19 protein-coding genes and 1 pseudogene are annotated in these 17,423 nt (G+C 41.5%); 13 read left to right on the plus strand and 7 right to left on the minus strand.

Annotated elements, in window-relative coordinates:
• The first annotated feature begins 241 nt into the window (after nt 1-241).
• The 3 genes from IM479_RS09380 (at nt 242) to IM479_RS09390 (ending at nt 2,396) form a co-directional block, all read left to right on the plus strand.
• Entirely contained in the window at nt 242-622 is a 381-nt protein-coding gene (locus tag IM479_RS09380; protein WP_002779112.1) for a DUF7980 family protein, read from the plus strand.
• Nucleotides 619-1,269 (plus strand): phosphatase PAP2 family protein, encoded by a 651-nt coding sequence (locus IM479_RS09385; protein ID WP_287686155.1) that lies wholly within the window; start codon nt 619-621, stop codon nt 1,267-1,269. Before IM479_RS09380 ends, IM479_RS09385 begins: the two co-directional genes overlap by 4 nt.
• Nucleotides 1,270-1,397: 128 nt before the next feature.
• Nucleotides 1,398-2,396, plus strand: a complete 999-nt coding sequence (locus IM479_RS09390; protein ID WP_287686156.1) for a sulfurtransferase — start codon at nt 1,398-1,400, stop codon at nt 2,394-2,396.
• A 183-nt stretch (nt 2,397-2,579) separates the two neighbouring features.
• On the opposite strand, the gene cpcA is transcribed toward IM479_RS09390, so the two are convergent.
• Both cpcA and cpcB read right to left on the minus strand, forming a co-directional pair.
• Nucleotides 2,580-3,071 carry a C-phycocyanin subunit alpha gene (gene cpcA / locus IM479_RS09395; RefSeq protein WP_002732914.1) on the minus strand — a complete coding sequence of 164 codons (492 nt, stop codon included), beginning with the start codon at nt 3,069-3,071 and terminating at the stop codon, nt 2,580-2,582.
• A gap of 55 nt (nt 3,072-3,126) precedes the next feature.
• On the minus strand, nt 3,127-3,645 hold the full coding sequence (gene cpcB, locus IM479_RS09400; RefSeq protein ID WP_002733930.1) for a C-phycocyanin subunit beta: 519 nt from the start codon (nt 3,643-3,645) through the stop codon (nt 3,127-3,129).
• 670 nt (nt 3,646-4,315) lie between these two features.
• Between cpcB and cysK the strand changes: the two genes are divergently transcribed.
• From cysK to IM479_RS09440, 8 genes and pseudogenes are all read left to right on the plus strand, one after another.
• A complete protein-coding gene (cysK, locus tag IM479_RS09405; protein ID WP_110543475.1) occupies nt 4,316-5,263 on the plus strand; it encodes a cysteine synthase A in 948 nt (315 codons plus the stop codon).
• Between the two features lie 53 nt (nt 5,264-5,316).
• Complete coding sequence (locus tag IM479_RS09410) at nt 5,317-5,523, plus strand: PLP-dependent transferase (RefSeq protein WP_287686163.1); 207 nt, start codon at nt 5,317-5,319, stop codon at nt 5,521-5,523.
• A 33-nt stretch (nt 5,524-5,556) separates the two neighbouring features.
• Nucleotides 5,557-6,093, plus strand: coding sequence for an MgtC/SapB family protein (locus IM479_RS09415; RefSeq protein ID WP_287686157.1), 537 nt, complete (start codon nt 5,557-5,559; stop codon nt 6,091-6,093).
• 205 nt (nt 6,094-6,298) lie between these two features.
• Nucleotides 6,299-6,973, plus strand: coding sequence for a hypothetical protein (locus IM479_RS09420; protein ID WP_287076876.1), 675 nt, complete (start codon nt 6,299-6,301; stop codon nt 6,971-6,973).
• Nucleotides 6,974-7,130: 157 nt separating this feature from the next.
• Entirely contained in the window at nt 7,131-7,706 is a 576-nt protein-coding gene (locus IM479_RS09425) for a Crp/Fnr family transcriptional regulator (RefSeq protein ID WP_287076879.1), read from the plus strand.
• A gap of 30 nt (nt 7,707-7,736) precedes the next feature.
• Nucleotides 7,737-8,375 (plus strand): cadmium resistance transporter, encoded by a 639-nt coding sequence (locus IM479_RS09430; RefSeq protein WP_287675693.1) that lies wholly within the window; start codon nt 7,737-7,739, stop codon nt 8,373-8,375.
• 381 nt (nt 8,376-8,756) lie between these two features.
• Nucleotides 8,757-9,236, plus strand: a pseudogene (locus IM479_RS09435) (FAD/NAD(P)-binding protein); the annotation flags it as partial.
• A 963-nt stretch (nt 9,237-10,199) separates the two neighbouring features.
• Complete coding sequence (locus IM479_RS09440; protein ID WP_287675701.1) at nt 10,200-10,907, plus strand: MBL fold metallo-hydrolase; 708 nt, start codon at nt 10,200-10,202, stop codon at nt 10,905-10,907.
• 13 nt (nt 10,908-10,920) lie between these two features.
• On the opposite strand, the gene IM479_RS09445 is transcribed toward IM479_RS09440, so the two are convergent.
• Nucleotides 10,921-11,337, minus strand: coding sequence for a type II toxin-antitoxin system PemK/MazF family toxin (locus IM479_RS09445; RefSeq protein WP_287686164.1), 417 nt, complete (start codon nt 11,335-11,337; stop codon nt 10,921-10,923).
• 5 nt (nt 11,338-11,342) lie between these two features.
• Nucleotides 11,343-12,362: a hypothetical protein gene (locus IM479_RS09450; protein ID WP_287686158.1), complete on the minus strand. Its 1,020-nt coding sequence runs from the start codon at nt 12,360-12,362 to the stop codon at nt 11,343-11,345.
• Nucleotides 12,363-12,880: 518 nt separating this feature from the next.
• On the opposite strand from IM479_RS09450, the gene IM479_RS09455 reads away from it, so the two are divergent.
• Nucleotides 12,881-14,086 carry a hypothetical protein gene (locus tag IM479_RS09455; RefSeq protein WP_287686159.1) on the plus strand — a complete coding sequence of 402 codons (1,206 nt, stop codon included), beginning with the start codon at nt 12,881-12,883 and terminating at the stop codon, nt 14,084-14,086.
• A 61-nt stretch (nt 14,087-14,147) separates the two neighbouring features.
• Nucleotides 14,148-15,182, plus strand: coding sequence for a GUN4 domain-containing protein (locus tag IM479_RS09460; RefSeq protein ID WP_287699380.1), 1,035 nt, complete (start codon nt 14,148-14,150; stop codon nt 15,180-15,182).
• Nucleotides 15,183-15,315: 133 nt separating this feature from the next.
• Here IM479_RS09460 and IM479_RS09465 read toward each other — a convergent pair whose 3' ends face one another.
• The 3 genes from IM479_RS09465 to IM479_RS09475 form a co-directional block, all read right to left on the minus strand.
• On the minus strand, nt 15,316-16,284 hold the full coding sequence (locus IM479_RS09465) for a hypothetical protein (protein ID WP_287686161.1): 969 nt from the start codon (nt 16,282-16,284) through the stop codon (nt 15,316-15,318).
• A gap of 198 nt (nt 16,285-16,482) precedes the next feature.
• Nucleotides 16,483-16,947: a hypothetical protein gene (locus IM479_RS09470; protein ID WP_287686162.1), complete on the minus strand. Its 465-nt coding sequence runs from the start codon at nt 16,945-16,947 to the stop codon at nt 16,483-16,485.
• Nucleotides 16,896-17,279, minus strand: a complete 384-nt coding sequence (locus tag IM479_RS09475; RefSeq protein WP_287699381.1) for a hypothetical protein — start codon at nt 17,277-17,279, stop codon at nt 16,896-16,898. The genes IM479_RS09470 and IM479_RS09475 overlap by 52 nt, the downstream gene beginning before the upstream one ends.
• Nucleotides 17,280-17,423 lie beyond the last annotated feature (144 nt).

Below are 17,423 nucleotides of genomic sequence, written 5' to 3' on the forward strand. Positions count from 1 at the left end.
AAGGCCGAATTTGAAGTCTTTTCTGAACGAAACCCCCTACTATCTGTGGTCAAGGTTCAGTTTTTAGCTTGGTTATCGCTTTTTCCATTGTAGCTTAAAGCCGTCCTAAAAGGACGGGGTTTTAACCCAAATTTTCGATAACTAGAAAAGTGGCTAACAACATTTTTCAAAAGTAATGGCAGAGATAGTTGATTGCTGATGGCAAAAAAACAAAGCTGATAGTTAGTAGCTAAAAAAAAAGATGTATCTACTTGACAAAATCAAAAACGGAACCTTGGTATTGATCGGTTACTTATTATCGCCCCTGTGTTGGTGGAACGATCTAATTTTTAATCTGCCGATCGCCTACGGTTTCGGTCGTTTAATTGCTTGCTTGCACGCCGATTTTTTTCTACCGGCGGCCATGGTTGGTTATTGGTTATCTAATCTTGTGGGAATTCTGCTAATGCAATTCGGGACGAAAGAATTAATCGGTGGAGAGAAAGAAGAACGCAATTGGCAAAAAGAATTGAGAAATGGATTACTTTCCTCGACAGTTTATACTTTAGTAATCCTAGCTTTGCTGCATTTTCAGGTTTTAGAAATGCCCCTGTTATCCTCGATCGCCACTTTTTCCCCGTGATTCCAAAAACTTACTTAAACAATAGCTTAATTTTCTTGGTTATCTTGTTAACATCGCTAACTTTTACGTATTTAGCGATCACTATTGGCCAGTATCCCCAAGGATTTGCTTGGGAAAAATCCCTGATGCTATCTATTCATCAAACCGCTAATTTAAACCTAAACTTTTTGGCCATAAAACTAACGGGATTAGGTACTTATTGGGGAGTGGCCCCGATACTGACAATTTTACTGCTGATTTTTGCCCTAAAAAAATACTGGTATGGGTTCGCTTATATCCTTGTAACCATGACGGGAGGTTGGGCTATTAGTTATAACCTCAAGATGCTTTTTCGTCGGAATCGCCCGCAATTTTGGGAGTTATTTTATCCCTTACCCCACGATTTTTCCTTCCCTAGTGGCCATGCTTTATTTAGTTCCCTGTTAGTGGTTTCTTTACTGATCCTATCTTGGAGAACGCGCTGGTTTTTAGGGGTAGTTTTACTGGGGATTCCCTTCGTCTTGGTTATTGCTTGGACTCGTCTTTATTTAGGAGTTCACTTTCCTAGTGATATCCTTGCCTCTTGGCTTTTAGCGATCGCTTGGTCCCTCCTAGTTCATCTCTGGTGGCGACAGTTATTAGAGATACCCAAGGCGATCAGGAAATAAGGATAAATTAATAATTAGTTGACCGACTTGCTGCCAAGAAAAATATCACGTTATACCTAAATTTTTGGAGAAAGCTAATCAAAGCCCTATAGTAATTATCGTTTGATATTCTTCGCTGACACTGAATCATGAAACCAAAACTGCGCCAAGGGAAAGGTCTATCCCTAGGACGGTTTCAAAGCCGTCCCCTTACTTTTTTCACTTTAGTTCTTCTGTGCATTTTAACCTTTACCTTAGCGCCGTCATCGCCCCTGATGGCCACGTCGAAATCTGAGACCAAGATAGACTTTGTATCGCCAGTTTGGGTAGCACAAAATCTCAACGATCCGAAGTTAAAAATTCTCGATGTGCGGATTAATCCTTTGGAATATATCACCGGTCATTTACCGAAAGCGGTGAATATAGCCGACAATAATTTTCGTGGTCCAAACGGATTTTTACCAGTTCAATATTGGCAAGAGGATAAAATTGGCAGTCTCTTTGCCGCCGCGGGAATCACTAATGGCGATCGAGTGGTAGTATATTCCGATGGTCGCGATGTCTTGGGGGCAACCATGGTCGCCTATTTACTAGAGCGATCGGGTTTCCGAGATGTTGCCGTCTTAGATGGGGGTTTTAAGGGCTATAAGGGTTCCGAACAGAAGGTAACTAAAGAATTCCCTAAATATCAACCCGGAAGCTTTACTGTGCGTGATAATCCCTCGATTCGGGTGACTTTGGCAGAAGTAGAGAAGTTGATCGGCAAACCGGATGTGGTTTTTATCGATCCCAGACCCGAAGAACTTTTTCAGGGGAAACAGGATATCTGGCTGAGAAATGGTCATATTCCGGGGGCGAAAAATATACCCTGGCCGACTTTTACGGAAGCAAATAATCCGGATGAATCCCTGAAAAATCCCCATAAATTGAAATCTTTAGACGAAATCAGCAAGATTCTTGCCCAACGCAACATCAAGCCCTCCGATAATATTATTGTCAGTTGCAGTACGGGACGGGAAGCGACTTTACAGTACATTGTCCTCAAACATCTGCTCGGTTATCCCAAGGTGAGAATTTATGAGGGTTCTTGGACAGAGTACAGCACCACGGAGCTGCCCGTCGCTACTGGGCCAGAAAAAGCAGTCTAAAGTCAAGTTTGTCGGTTTATACTCGTTGTGTGCAACCATCTTGCCCAAGATGGTTTTTTTTGCTTTTTTGTTAGGGTAGGTTCCCGACGACGACTAAGTTAGACGGACGCAAAAAAACCTCGGCGCTCATCCCGAGGTAAATTTAGGAGATTTGAGCTTATTTTGATGTGAAGTTGACGTAAATTAGCTAAGGGCGTTGATCACATAATCGATGTAGGAATTAGCTTCCACAGCAGCATCCCCACTTAATCCGTGATTGGTTTTGATGTATTTTAAGGCTTCGATATACCAGCTAGGAGATAGCTCAAAGGCACTATTAATTTCGCTCAAACCGGCGACTAGATATTCATCGATCGGGCCTGTCCCACCTACCACGAGGGCATAGGTGATAATCCGGATATAGTAGCCGATATCGCGAACGCACTTGGATTTCCCTCGCTCATCGTAGGCATAGTTCGGCCCCTGGAGTTGGGTGGTGTAGGGAAATTTTTGATAGACGGCGTTGGCTGCTTCTTGGGCTAAACTGGGGGCTTTTTGGGCGAGGATTTTTACCGCTTCTAGGGTGATGGCGGCCTGACGGAAACGACCGAATGCCACTTGTAATTCAGCACTGCTGAGAAAACGGCCTTGGGAATCGGCAGTAGCCACCGCTTCGGTTAAAGGTGTCTTGGTCATTGATGGAATTGCTCCTACAAAAGTTTAATCGGATTGAGATAAGAAAGTCACAGCATCAGGAAACTGCCGCCGCCGCTCGATCGAAGTAAGAAGCGACTTCTGCTAGTAAAGAACTGCAATCCCCGCGAGTGATCCCGTTGGGATCGGCCGCTAGGGCAAGGGAAGCGTCTTTGAGCTTGAGAATTCCAGCTGCAACAGAAGCCCCCGGAACCCCTAGGGCGACGTAGGTTTCCCGGAGACCGTTCAAGGCGCGATCATCGAGGATGCTGGCATCGCCGGTGAAGGTGGCATAGGTAACGTAGCGCAGGATAATTTCCAAATCCCGCAAGCAGGCGGCGGCACGTCGGTTTGTATAAGCGTTGCCACCGGGGGCAACTAAAACGGGCTGTTCTGAAAACAAACTACGCGCAGCATCGGTAACGATCGCAGAAGAATTACTGGAAAGACGATTAACCACATCGACGCGTTTATTACCATCTTTGACGAAGGCAATTAGGGCATTGACTTGATTCTCGCTCAGGTATTCCCCCCGGGTATCGGCCTGAGAAACGACTTTGGCAAAGGCATCTAACACCATAGTTTTCATCTCCTATAATGATGATTGGTTTCGGCAAAATATCGAGGTTGATTTCTCTGGCTTTTCTTTATTTTTTCCGATAAAGTATCTGGGAGTTTTTTTCTTGGGACTATACTATCGTCCTTGGAAAAAGTTTACTCTACCTTGGCCAGTTTTTTTTGTATATCGAGGAACAATTCTTGTTAATTGAATTTAGCGTTTATTGACGCTCCTAGACACACTTCGTTTTTGCCATGAATTATTTTATAGACCATTTTCCTACTTTTATTTATTAAAAATTGTTTCCTAAAAAAACGGCGAAAAAATAATTTTTCAGCACAAATCTCAGAAAACTTTCTTAAATGTGTAACCCTATACTGAGAAAAAGTATCACTCTTTTCATCTCTCTAATAATTCGTTTAAGTTGTTTAAACAAATGTGCTTTTATATACCAATAATAATTAACTAAATTGAGGGAAATTTCCGGGAGCAATTTTGTCGATTGTGCTTTGATATACTAAAAAAAAGTGGCAAGGCAAAAAAATCGACAGGGATAATCCCCGCCGACGTTGTGATCAGAGGTGCCAACACCAGCATTTTGCAGTGTACTCTGACTTAAAAAGTATTGTAAAACATCTTAAATACATATATAATCAAAATAGCCAACAAATACAAAGCAAGTGGGATTATGCCGATCGCAAGAGACATCACCCAATTGGTAGGACGGACTCCCCTAGTCCAACTGAATCGCATCCCAGTGGCAGAGGGAGTAAAAGCCCGCATCGTGGTCAAACTGGAAAGCATGAACCCGGCCGCCTCGGTTAAAGATCGCATTGGTGTCAGTATGGTGGAGGACGCTGAAGCCGCCGGACTGATTCACCCCGATAAAACAATTCTGGTGGAACCCACTTCCGGTAATACCGGCATCGCCCTGGCCATGGTAGCGGCGGCCAAAGGCTATCGCCTAGTCCTGACTATGCCTGAAACCATGAGTTTAGAACGACGGGCAATGTTAAAAGCCTACGGGGCGCAATTAGAGTTAACCCCGGGTAGCCAAGGCATGAAAGGAGCGATCGCCCGGGCCGAGGAAATAGTCGAAAACACCCCCAACGCCTATAGTTTGCAACAGTTCCGCAACCCGGCCAACCCGAAAATTCACCGGGAAACCACCGCCGAAGAAATCTGGGCCGATACCGATGGACTGGTGGATATCGTTATTGGTGGCGTGGGAACCGGGGGAACCATTACCGGTATTGCCGAAACCATTAAACCCCGTCGTCCCCAATTTCAAGCGATCGCAGTTGAACCCTCTAATAGTCCCGTCTTATCGGGGGGACCACCGGGGCCGCACAAAATCCAAGGCATCGGTGCCGGTTTTATCCCGGCAATTTTCCGCCCCGAATTAATCGATGAGGTGATTATCGTCGATGATACAGAGGCTTTCGCCTACGCGCGACGGTTAGCTCGTCAGGAAGGATTACTATCCGGCATCTCGGCCGGGGCCGCTTTATGGGCGGCGATTCAGGTGGGCAAAAGACCCGAAAACGAAGATAAATTAATCGTCATGATTCAGCCTAGTTTCGGGGAACGTTACCTCAGCACGGCCCTGTTTAAAGACCTCGAAGATATCGACTAATAGGGGACTTGCGTAGGAATAATATCCCAGCCAGATAATCGCTCTGTAGAAGAATCAGACAAGCCCTAAATGGTACATTATCAAAGCGCAAGTCCCTAGGACAGTCTTTGGTCTGTTATCCCTCTTTGATGACTCACGCAGCAATGCCAGAAACAGAACGCTTAAAACGAGGTATAACACCGGCTTTACTACGATTATTGATCGGGATCGAGAATAGGAACGATTTAAAGCGGGATATGGAAAAGGCCTTGATTGGTTAGGCGAAGTTTTTATCTCATTTGATGGGTTAAGCAATGTTTTTTGACTCGGAAGATTGGCAAACGATTATTTTTCGGCTGAGTATGGCTATGGCCGTCGGCTGTCTGATTGGTTATAACCGACAGCGAGGCGGTCGTCCCGCCGGATTGAGAACTTTTATTATCGTTAGTCTCGGGGCTGCCCTGTTCGTGATGATTCCCCTACAAGCGGAGGGAGATGTGGGTTATGCGTCTTCTAATGCTCTCAGTCGCACTATTCAAGGGGTCGCTTCTGGTGTCGGTTTTTTAGGGGCGGGAATCATCCTACAACAATCCCATCGGGAACTAAATAAGGTACAAGTAAAAGGTTTGACTTCGGCGGCGACTATCTGGTTAGCTGCAGGATTAGGCGCGGCTTCTGGTTGCGGTTTATGGCAGATGGTTCTGGTGGGAACTCTATTCTCTCTGTGCACTTTAAGTGGCATTAAACGACTTAAGAAAAATAAATCTTTAGGCAAATATATTAAAGGTCGTAAGAAAATATCCCCGATTAATCAAGAAATAAATCCATCGGATAATTCAGCACCTCATTAATAAAAAAACTGATAAAAATTAATTTTCTTTGAGAGAGCAAAAGCTTTTCTTTACTAGCTTTTGGCTCAAAAAGATTATATTTTTGCCTGCAATTTATTGGCAAAAAATACAATAAATTATTTATAAAATTTCTTGTTAAATAAAAATTTGATATGATAAAATCCAGATAGACTAACCAATTTTCCGAACAGGAGAAAATCAAATCATGATCAACCGAAATAAGAGCTTTCAAAGCCTCAAAAATCAAGTTTTCCGGCTGCTGATTTTCCTCTTAACTGTCACTTTGCTCCTAGGGGGAAGAGTAAATGCGATCGCCTTGCCCCTACTCCCCGAACAGTTGGCCGTCATCGACCGTGCCACGGCAACGGGTGGCACCGTGGTGGAACCAGTTAAGAAAAAAAATGAGGTTTCTAGCCCAAAAATTCTCGAAGATGCCCAAATTGCCTATGAAAAAGCCATCCAAGCCGCAAAATCGGCTATCGATGACCTAAATGCTCAACTAGCCGCTCCTTCTCTCGACAAGAAGATTATCGAAGCTCAACAGGACAACCTAGAGGACTTAGCGGATAATATTGACGATCTAGGGGAAAAAGTGAGTAAATTGACGAAAAAATTGACCAAATCCGGGGCTAAACTCAGTGAAACCCTGCAAAACAACCTTATTACCCTAGAAAAGAGCCTCGTTAATACCTCCGAGACGATCGATATCTTAGCCGACGACACCGAACGACTCAAAGACAGTGCTTCCCCTTTCCTGAAAACTCGCGTGGAAAAGACCATCGACGCGGTTAAACAGACTCTACAGGAAAGCGATCGAGCTTGGCAAGAACTGATCTCCTCGGCCACGACGGAACTGGAGAAGACTAACACCCCGAAATAAATAGGGCTTGCAAGGGCATAAAATCAGTCTTTTTTGGGGTAATTATCGTTTTTACCCCAAAATTCTCCCAAAAAAACTAACTCGTCTAAAAAGCCCCTTTACCGACAGCCTTGTGCTTTTGACTGACTAAGTACCTAATCAAAATTAATTACCAATCATGACGCTTACCTATCAACCACCCACCCCCCATCGCTGGCACTTTGATAATCGGGCAATTTTGCCCCTCAGAAATCCTAATTTCTGGAAAATCGAGAGTGGAGTCGTGAAAACCTCCACTTGGTTAGAAGATGGAACCCTGATCGTCTTGGGATTGTGGGGACCTGGCAGTTTTGTCGGTAAAACCCTAGAGAGAGTCAATCCCTATCAAGTTGAGTGCATTAGTCCTGTGCAAGCAGTTTCCTTTTCCACAGTTGAGAGTTATCAAATGGCAGAAATTCTGCTGTCTCATCTTCAGCAAGCACAAGAACTAAGTATTATTCGTAGCTACAAACGTACTGATATTATGGTCTTGAAATTACTGGCATGGTTAGGCAATCAATTTGGCAAACAAACCGGTACCGGACAATTAATTGATGTGCGTCTAACTCATCAGGATATCGCTGACTTATTAGGAACTACTAGAGTCACTATTACCCGCGCACTTAATCATCTTGAACAACAGGGGTCCGTGGAACGTCTTCCCGTCCATCGTCTTCTTTTACGAGAGGAGGAAATCTGGCACTATGAGATTTAGAATGGGAAGGATTATCTCTTTTTTCAATCTATGAATTGGTTAGTAACCCTTTTAATTACTAGCGTGACGAGTTTTGTAGCCACAAATCTTGATGATCTAATGGTGCTAATGTTGTTTTTCTCGCGACTTAATGCTAATTTTCGACCTCGACACCTGATTATTGGTCAATACCTCGGTTTTACCCTCATTCTCCTAGCTAGTTCCCTCGGTTTACTATTTGGGTTACTGGTTTCTAAAGAATGGATTGGTCTATTAGGATTTATTCCTCTAATTATCGGCATTAAACAACTTTTGTCAAGGGAAAATGAGGATTACATTCAAGAAGTAAGAGAAGATGTTAATTCTTCTAGAAATCGCTCCTTTGTTCCTCGTTTTCCCTCCCAAACCTATTACGTTGCTGCCGTGACCGTGGCTAATGGTGGTGATAATATTGGTATCTATACCTCTCTTTTTGCCAATAATTCCCCGATGCACGTCTTAATTATCATGATAATTTTTTATCTCATGATGGGGATTTGGTGCGCCCTAGCCTATTTTTTGATTACCCATCCCAGGATAGCTAAAGTGGTGACAAACTACGGACATAAAATTAGTCCTTTTATCTATATTGTTCTAGGGATTTATATCTTAATTGACAGCAAATCCTATCGTTTATTTTTAATGTCTTAACCAAGAATGCCTAAAAATCGTCTTTTAAGTAGGGAGGCAAAATTATTTGTAGGATGGGTTAGCGCACTTCGTAACCCATGCAGGCGTTGGGTTTCATGCTTCAACCCAACCTACGTTCATCTTATATTTAATTCCACCCACCCACTTAGCTAGACTAACTAATACTAAATCATCTTTAAAAGTTATAAAAGGATTTGTTATGAGAATTAAAAAACAACAGATAGCGGCCGAAGCTTCCTGCAAAAACCGACATTGGCGAGTTAATACTATTTTTCAACAAATGGGCATCGCCTATCAATGACCTAAATGCTCAACCAAACGCTTCTTCTCTCCCCAAGGACACCCTTACCATACCCCTAATTCTCCCCCCGATAGTTATCTATGAGCTACATTGACCGGAATCAATTTTCTGCAACTTTCGACATCGCCATTATCGGGGGAGGATTTAGTGGTTCCCTCGTGACGGCGAACCTGTTACGCGACACGGGGACTCCATTATCGATCGCCCTGATCGATCACCGAAAACCCCTCGGTACGGGGATCGCCTACGGAACACGAGACAGCGGCCACCTGCTCAATATTCCTGCGGGCAAAATGAGCGCCTTCGAGGACGATCCCGAACATTTCCTCCACTGGTTAGCGGATAACGGCTATCGATCGATCGATCCGGCCAGCTTCGTACCGCGTCTAGTGTACGGCAAATACATCCGATCGATCCTAGAAGAAGCGCGGGAAAACGCCATTGCCGATCACCGTCTGGAAACATTTACCGATGCGGCGATCGATCTGGTACTCGACGGGGAAAAGGCGACGATTACCCTAAAAGGAGGCAAGAAAATCAGCGCCGCTAAAGTAGTTCTGGCGCTGGGCAATTTTCCCGCAACGGTTCCCCAACCCCTCGCGTCTCTCAATTCCCTCTATCTCCGCGACGCTTGGGAGACGGACACACTCACCGAGCTAAAACCCGACGGGACGATCTTGATCGTCGGTACGGGGTTAACGATGGTGGATATGGTGGTTTCCCTGGCACAAAGGGGATTCACGGGCAAAATCCACGCGGTTTCCCGTCATGGCCTGATCCCCCGAACGCACCGCCCCACCGATCCCTATCCCCCGTTCCTCACCCTCGAAACCGCGCCCCAGACCACGCGGGGACTCCTACGGCAGATTCGCGCGGAGGTAAAAACCGCAGAGAGTCGAGGTCACGACTGGCGCGCCGTTTTAAACGCCTTACGCCCGATATCTCAAGGTCTATGGCATTGTCTGCCGATAGCGGAACGCGCCAGATTTCTACGCCACCTGAAAGCCTATTGGGAGGTTCTTCGCCATCGCCTCGCCGACGAGATCGCCGGTATCCTCGACGAGGCCGTAGAATCGGGACAATTAACCTATCATGGGGGAAGAATTGAAAGTGCTGAGGTTAAAAACGGCTGTGTAGAGGTTACTATCCGTCAACGGGGAACGGGAAACCTGTTAAACCTACCGATCGATCGAATCATTAACTGTACCGGCGCAGGTAACGATTACGCGACCATAACCGATCCCCTCGTCGTTCATCTTCGCCAACGGGGGTTAATCCGTCCCCATCCTTTGAATTGCGGCATCGAAACCGCGGACAACGGGGCGATTCTCAGGCCAGACGGTACGGCATCGGACACGCTGTACACCTTGGGAAATCCCCGCAAAGGCGATCTCTGGGAAACCACCGCCATTCCCGAACTGCGTTTACAGGCGGCCGAACTGGCCCGGGATTTGTTGCGATCGCTTAAAGAGAGAACTTCTCTCCCCGCCGGTTACTCGATCGCATTCGGGCCGGCAGCGCCGATTTTCCGCCAGCTTTTCGATAGGGAATCGAGTACCTACACCTATCTGATCGCTGATTCGGGTACGGGGGAGGCGATTTTAATCGATCCGGTCCTGGAACAGGTTGATCGCGATCGGCAAATTCTTTGGCAGTTGGGGTTAAACCTAGGCTACACCATGGAAACCCATGTCCACGCCGACCATATCACCGGCGCGCACCGCTTACGGGAGTTAACCAACTGTTCGATCCTCGTTCCCGAAAACGCCGAAGTGAGCGATATCGATGGTTATGTACGCGATGGCGATATCTGGATTGTGGCAGGTCAGCAGCTAAAAGCGATCGCCACTCCGGGCCACACCGATAGTCATATAGCCTATCTCATCGATGAAAAACGCCTATTAACGGGGGATGCACTCTTAATTCGCGGTTGCGGTCGTACCGATTTTCAGAACGGTTCGCCGGAGGTGTTATACAAGACGGTAACGGAGAAGTTGTTCACCCTCCCCGACGATACGCTGGTCTATCCCTGTCACGATTATCTGGGAAGAACGGTCTCCTCGATCGGTGAGGAAAAGCGCTGGAATCCCCGTTTCGCCGGCCGCAATCGCCAGGATTTTATTGAGTTAATGAATAATCTCAATCTTCCCTATCCGAAGAAGATGACCGCTGCCTTAAGTGCCAACGCACGGGGTGGTAAGGTGGTTTTCGTGATGGATTATCAGATTTAGTGCATATTTTATTTTAAAAATTTTTCTTTTTAGGTTTAGGAGGCCGTTCTATACTTTTAGGGGAGGGAGGTGATTGAGGTGGTTCTTGCAATAATTCAATAAGAGTTTGAATAATTTTATCTACGACTTCATCTCTCAAAGTCCCGCATTTTCTTCTAAATAATTCTCTATTAAGTGTAGATATGCAGTCCGGTTTAACATAAGAAGCTTCGTATCCATCATCTAGATGTCCTTCTTTAAAATCCCTCCGCTTAATTTCTAGCATCCCCGATCTTTTATTAGAATTGCTAGTTATGTAAGCGCAGATAAACCCTTTTCCCTCTAAGACAGGAGCGAGGATTAGAACAGGCCTTTCTTTCTCTTCTTCTGTATTATCCTGATAGGGAAAGGGAGCATATACCACATCTACTTTTTTATAAAAAACGGACACTTGATTCAATTTTTAACATACTCCTCTTTTATATTTTCCTCTTTCAAAAAAGTAAAATTACTGTGATTAGCGATCACTTCCAGAATCTCTTGATCTTCGGACTCCGACTCTTCAACCACAAAATCAATTAGTCTGTCAATAAATCCAGCCGCATTGCGAATCCGAACTCTAAAAGAGTTTTTGGAATCAGTCGGCGTACTGAAATCTATATTTTTTTTACGAGACTGATCGATTATATCGCTCATTATTACTTGAATATCTTGAAGAGTTTCAATATCAAAAAAATCAATGTAATCTTCTAGCTTGTCACCAAACGTTTCTAATTTTTCTGAAAAAACTTTTAAAAAGTCTTCTTCTAGATAAAATAAATCTCTTTCAGAATAACTGCAATATTTTGCGATAATTATTTTTAAAGAATTCCAATTGTTATCGAGAATACGAAAATCTCGATATAAATTTCCAGCTTTTTCTCTTAAAAAAGCGATGGTTTTGAGGTCGATATATGTAGCGTCTTGTGAATTTAGTTCAACAAAATTTTTAATTGCAAAAATTGCATGATCTATTGCATTATAGACTTGATACCATTCTCTTTTTTCAAAAAGAATTTTAATGTTGCCAGCTATGTCTTTAATTTCTTTGTTTATTTTGTCATTGGTTTTTGCAGATTGCCAAGAAATAGATTCAAAAAAAACTTTGCTTTCGTATAAATTTTCAACAATTTTTGTCAAACATTCATCAACCTTCCTAAAAAAACTTTGATCGCGATCTTTGACAATGACGATTTTATAGCAGTTTTCATCAGAATGAGGCATGGGCAAGGGGCTTAAACCCTTTGTTGGCAAAACTTGTCGATACCTCAGCAACGTGAAAATCTCTATATTTTTTAACCAAAAAAGCTCCATTAATTCTTTTTTTAAATAATTATCAGAAGAAAAAGAATCGGAAATTTTTTTAGAGTTATCTTTATTAATCGGAATACGTTTGGTGATTTTCCAATCAGTTAAGTGATTCTCTTTACAAGCCATAGGAGCTTATCCACTAACTACGATGTGATGTAGTGATTATATCATAACAACCTTACCACACTCGCCTCCGGTGCGGCAACGCCGATCGCTACCCCGCCATCCCGAACCCGCATGAGCCAGTTCGCCGTCCAGTTAGTAGACGTGTTCGGTAAAGTGAAATAGAAAAGCGCGTTAAAACCTTTACAGGTTCATCCTTTATGAAGCGATCGCACCGTACAAACAAACTCAATCCCTATCTCGGCGGGTTACGTTTTATAAATTTCTGGTCATGTCAAGCGATCGAACTCTTCGATTTGTTGTTTTTTGCTAAGGACTCGATCGCTTCTGGGGGGATTCTGGTATTGTAGGGATAGGTTCCGTTAGGGAGCCATTCATGCGGGTGTGGAAGTTACGCTTTTACTTAGCTTCTTGGGTAAATAAGCCCTGAAAGCCTTATTCAAAGACCGTTTGAAAAGCTATAGCTTTTGCTTATCACACGAAATCCAAGAGAGCCAAATTGACTTGCACCTAGCTTAAATATGAAAAAAACACTAAGATTACTGACTATTTTATTACTCTTCATACTGTCGCTAGTTATAACCGCGTACCCTGCTTTTGGACAACTAAAGGAAGGTAATTTAATTTGGACGACAACAGAAGAAAATATACTTTATATTTTAAGAAGTAATGAAACCGAACCTTCTGTATTTCTTGATATTCTAAAAACATTTAATATCGAGAAAAAATATCAGACAGGAATGAAGCTGGTTAGCAATGGTAAATCGGTCTTTTGGCTGGACTATGGTTATAAGATGGATGAGGATTATAAGTTTATAAATGCTTACATTTATAAAATGGATATTGATAGTTTGAAACCATCTGTTGTTGTTGATCTTTCTCAAAAAGCTGGGTCTCAAATAGTACGATGGCTTCCTAGTTCTTTAATAACAGATGGGAAGTCTCTTTTTTGGCCAGGTAGAAATTCAGAAGGAGAAGGAAAGCTTTTTATTTATAGATCTGATATCAATGGGGGAAATTTTTCCGTATTTTTTGAATTTCCCTATAAATCTACAAAGCAATCTACAATACCAAAACGTTTAACAACCGATGGGAAATTTATTTATATGCATATTGATGATGGTGTTATACATAATGAATCTGGAGGGATAAAAACACGAACGGAATTGCTCGTAAAAATAGAAATAAGCAATCCCGTTTTATTAGCCATTGATGCACAGTCGATTTTACGAAACTGGACAGGTGAAGGAGTTTTGTCCATTAATAATGATGAGGATACTTTATTAACAGATGGTAAGTTTTTATATTTTACTATTAGTTCATTTCCTCAGTATGGCGACGGAATTGTCCGTTCTGATTTGGATGGACAAAATCCATTAATGATTGCCGAGCCTAAATATAACACTAGTGTACTTACTATGACTAATAATAAGAATTCGCTTTTTTGGATATTGCAATATCATGAAAGTTTCCAAATTTATCAATCAACGTTTGATGGCTCATCAAAGTCTATTTTACTTGAGGTTCCTGTCAATCTAAAGTTCGGCTCTTATGATAACCTACCATCAAGTATTGCTTTTGTGTCGAATAATTATCTAAGCTCAAAACTGATAATAGGAGTCGTCATTTTCTTGATAAGTTTGGCAATAGTCGTAGGTTCATTATGGATTTTCTCAAAACAACTATCAAACTCTGACATAAAACAGGAGGCTGAACCAGAAGTTTAAAGACATCTAGCTCGTTATCTGTTAACGATTTTGTTCTAATTAAATCATCTAGGATCATTATATGAAAGATATGAAAGACGTATTTATTTGTCATGCTAGTGAAGACAAACCTCTGATTGTGGAGCCTTTAGTTTCAAGCTTAAAAAAAGCTGATATTACCATTTGGTATGATCGGGCTGAAATTAAATGGGGAGATAGTATTACAGCGAAAGTAAATGAGGGTTTAAGTATCTCTCGTTTTGTGATCGTTGTCTTGAGTGAAGCTTTTCTAAACAAAAATTTTCCTAAGCGAGAGCTTTTTGCCGTCCTCAATCAAGAAATTTATTCTAACCAAACGAAGGTGCTTCCCTTATTTTCAGATAATAAACAAAAACAAAAAATATTAGAAAATTTTCCGTTACTCAATGATAAGCTATATCTAACTTGGGACAACAATACAGATATAATCATTGAAGCCATTTTGCCTCACTTGCCAGAAAAAAAAACGCTTAGATTTAAAGATCAAAAAAGCGTAGACGATTTTTTAAACAGGGATGAATTGATTTCCGATAAAGGGGTCAATTATGCCAAACTTCGCCAACTCCTAAACGCTCAGAATTGGCTGGAAGCTGATCAGGAAACGATCCGGCTTCTTTATAAAGCTACCGATAAACCAGAATTTACATCAACTTCTCATTTCTCCACTATACAGATTCCCCATGCGGCTTTATCATCAACTGAACTCAAAAAATTATCTGATAATGACTTAATTATCCTTGATAATCTTTGGAGAAAGTATAGCCATGACAAATTTGGCTTGTCCACTCAAGCTCTTATCTATAAGCAAGAAGGTGAAGACTACTATGCTTTTGCGAATCGTGTAGGATGGCGAAAAAATGGGCGGTGGTTAGGTTACAATGATTTAACTTGGAATTTAGACGCTCCAACCGGTCATTTACCTTGGCTACAGGGAAGAAAAATATATCCCACAGAAAAGCAAATGAGAGACTTCCATTTTAGTGCTTGGTCATTGAATTTAGGTGACAAACATTTTGCTGAAGATACTTTCATTTCAAGTCTCTGTCAAAAAGTAACCGGTATTCCTTTGTTGCAATAAAAAATATGTTGAAATAAAAAATATTCTTTTTAATTTCAATTCGCCAACCCAGATTTGAATTGGCGATTTATGTTTCAAAAAATGCCAAATCACAAATCACCATTACTCCCCTTAAACTTATTACCCCTTGAACTTATTGAGAATTAGATAACGTTTGATTATGAAACTCCGCTTTAATATAGTCATTAAAGTCAGGGCTTTCTAGATAAGAACTAATTTCAATCACTCCAACTTTTTTGATACTTTGTGGAACGTCTTCAAAAGTAAGAATAACTTCTATCGGAGTATCCTTTATTAAAATATTTTCGGCTTGGGAACCACCAGAATTACTACCAAAATCTACCTTAGTTGCAATTAATTCTTTACCATCTTCAAGCATTCGAGTTCTGATATTAGAATTGTAATTTCCATGTACATAAAGTTTATTTTTCTCTTGCGTACTTGTCACCAAAAAAGAACATTTGATATTTTGAAGCGTTGAAGAAATTTCTGATTTTTTACATTCCTTAAATTCAAAAATTAAGGATTGAACTTTAACAACATTAATCGCCTTAGAGGAAGAAGGCTCTGACACGGTTTTATTATCGGAAGCGACAGAAGCCGAAGGACTGGGTATATTTGAGCTTTTCAAAGATTCATTTTCATCCTCAAGCTCTTTTATTTTCCTTTGTAAGTCTTCATTTTCCAACTCCAATCTCTTTGATTCTTCTGACAAATTAACTAAGTCTGGATTGCTAGATTGCTGAGAAAAACTGCTAACCAATTCCTTCAATTTGTAACCGCCAAAAGCAGATAAGGGAGCAGTTAAGGCTAACAACACACACGCAAATATCAGGTAATTTTTTCTTTGTTGTTTTTTAAATTCTTTATTCACTTGTTTACGAACCTCCTCAATGTCATTATCCATTAACAAGTCAGATAATCCCAGTTCTTGAAGACTTTCTTTAACAGTATCAAGAGTGACGACTTCTTGATTGTACTGCTTTCTATAGGAAAGTCGTTCAATCAATTTCTTAAACTCATCATCACTTAAACCATCCTTCAACACCATAAGCTTTGCCCTAAATTTTAATAAAAATAAATGTCCTTTATTATATTGCATATAATAAGGACTTGTCAACTAAGATATTGCAATCTTATTTGGCTCTCTTAGAATTGGTATGATCGGTACGAGGGGAGCATCTCATTTATGCAAGTGAGTAATTATACTTATCCATAAAACTGCTTTCTAGCAAGGCTTTCAAAATAGCTTGACATAAAACCTGATTTAGGGGTTACAACTGAGAGGGGGACAAGCGAGCTAGAAGGTAGATAGGGCAAGCGATATAGCTCTTTGTCCCTTGATGTAATCCTTCACCCGATAGCGGCTAATTTGCATTAGCTCTTCTATATTTTTTGGGAACATTTGATGTAGCCCGAGCCAATGATAGAGATGTTGACCCACATAAAAACTGCTGTGTCTGCGCTGACCTTTATATCTTTTTTCAGGTCTTGTTACATATTTTTGGATTCCCATATCCTTAATTTTTTTCCCTTGCAGTGTGGCACTTGTGTATGCAATAGCTATAACAATTATCAGCTTTGATAGGTATTGCGGTGCTAATTGAGAACCTTCTAAGCTATAGCCTCCCGACTTAAAATCTCGAAACATATCCTCAATATCAAATCTTTTTTGATAGACCATTATTGCCGTCTCTAAATCTCCCAAGTTAGTCAGAATATACCAAGGTTCTTTTGTTTTAAAAACCCGATAGTTTTTTTCCACTTACCAGCTAAGTTAAACTGGCCAAATCCCCGCTCTTTTGTAATATTTATATCCTTCAAAAATAGTTGAGTTCCTGGACTTAAACCCAATCCTCTCATCTCTTGATAAACTCCTTCCTTCGTCTTCACATTTGTACTTTGTTTTTGTCTTAAACAAAAGTATCCACTCTGCTCCTGAAGCCATCTTCCTAGACTGACTGAACAAAATTCTCTATCTCCTAACACCACTATTTTATGACTTGATATCACGGTCAATATTTTTTCTAATACTCGCTTTTGTTCTTCGAGATTACTACTTCCTTTTTTATCTAATATCTCCCAATAGATTGCCATGGTTCTCTTGTCATAAATTAGACTCACCATCAAGATATTAATTGCTCCCCAACTCGTCCGGTCTATGGCCATATATACTAATCCTTTTATTGTGAATATCTCCGGCTTTTTTAACATCTCCTTTAGGCACGGAAACCAGATTCT

The organism is Microcystis sp. M165S2 (genome assembly GCF_020245885.1).
GTDB lineage: Bacteria > Cyanobacteriota > Cyanobacteriia > Cyanobacteriales > Microcystaceae > Microcystis.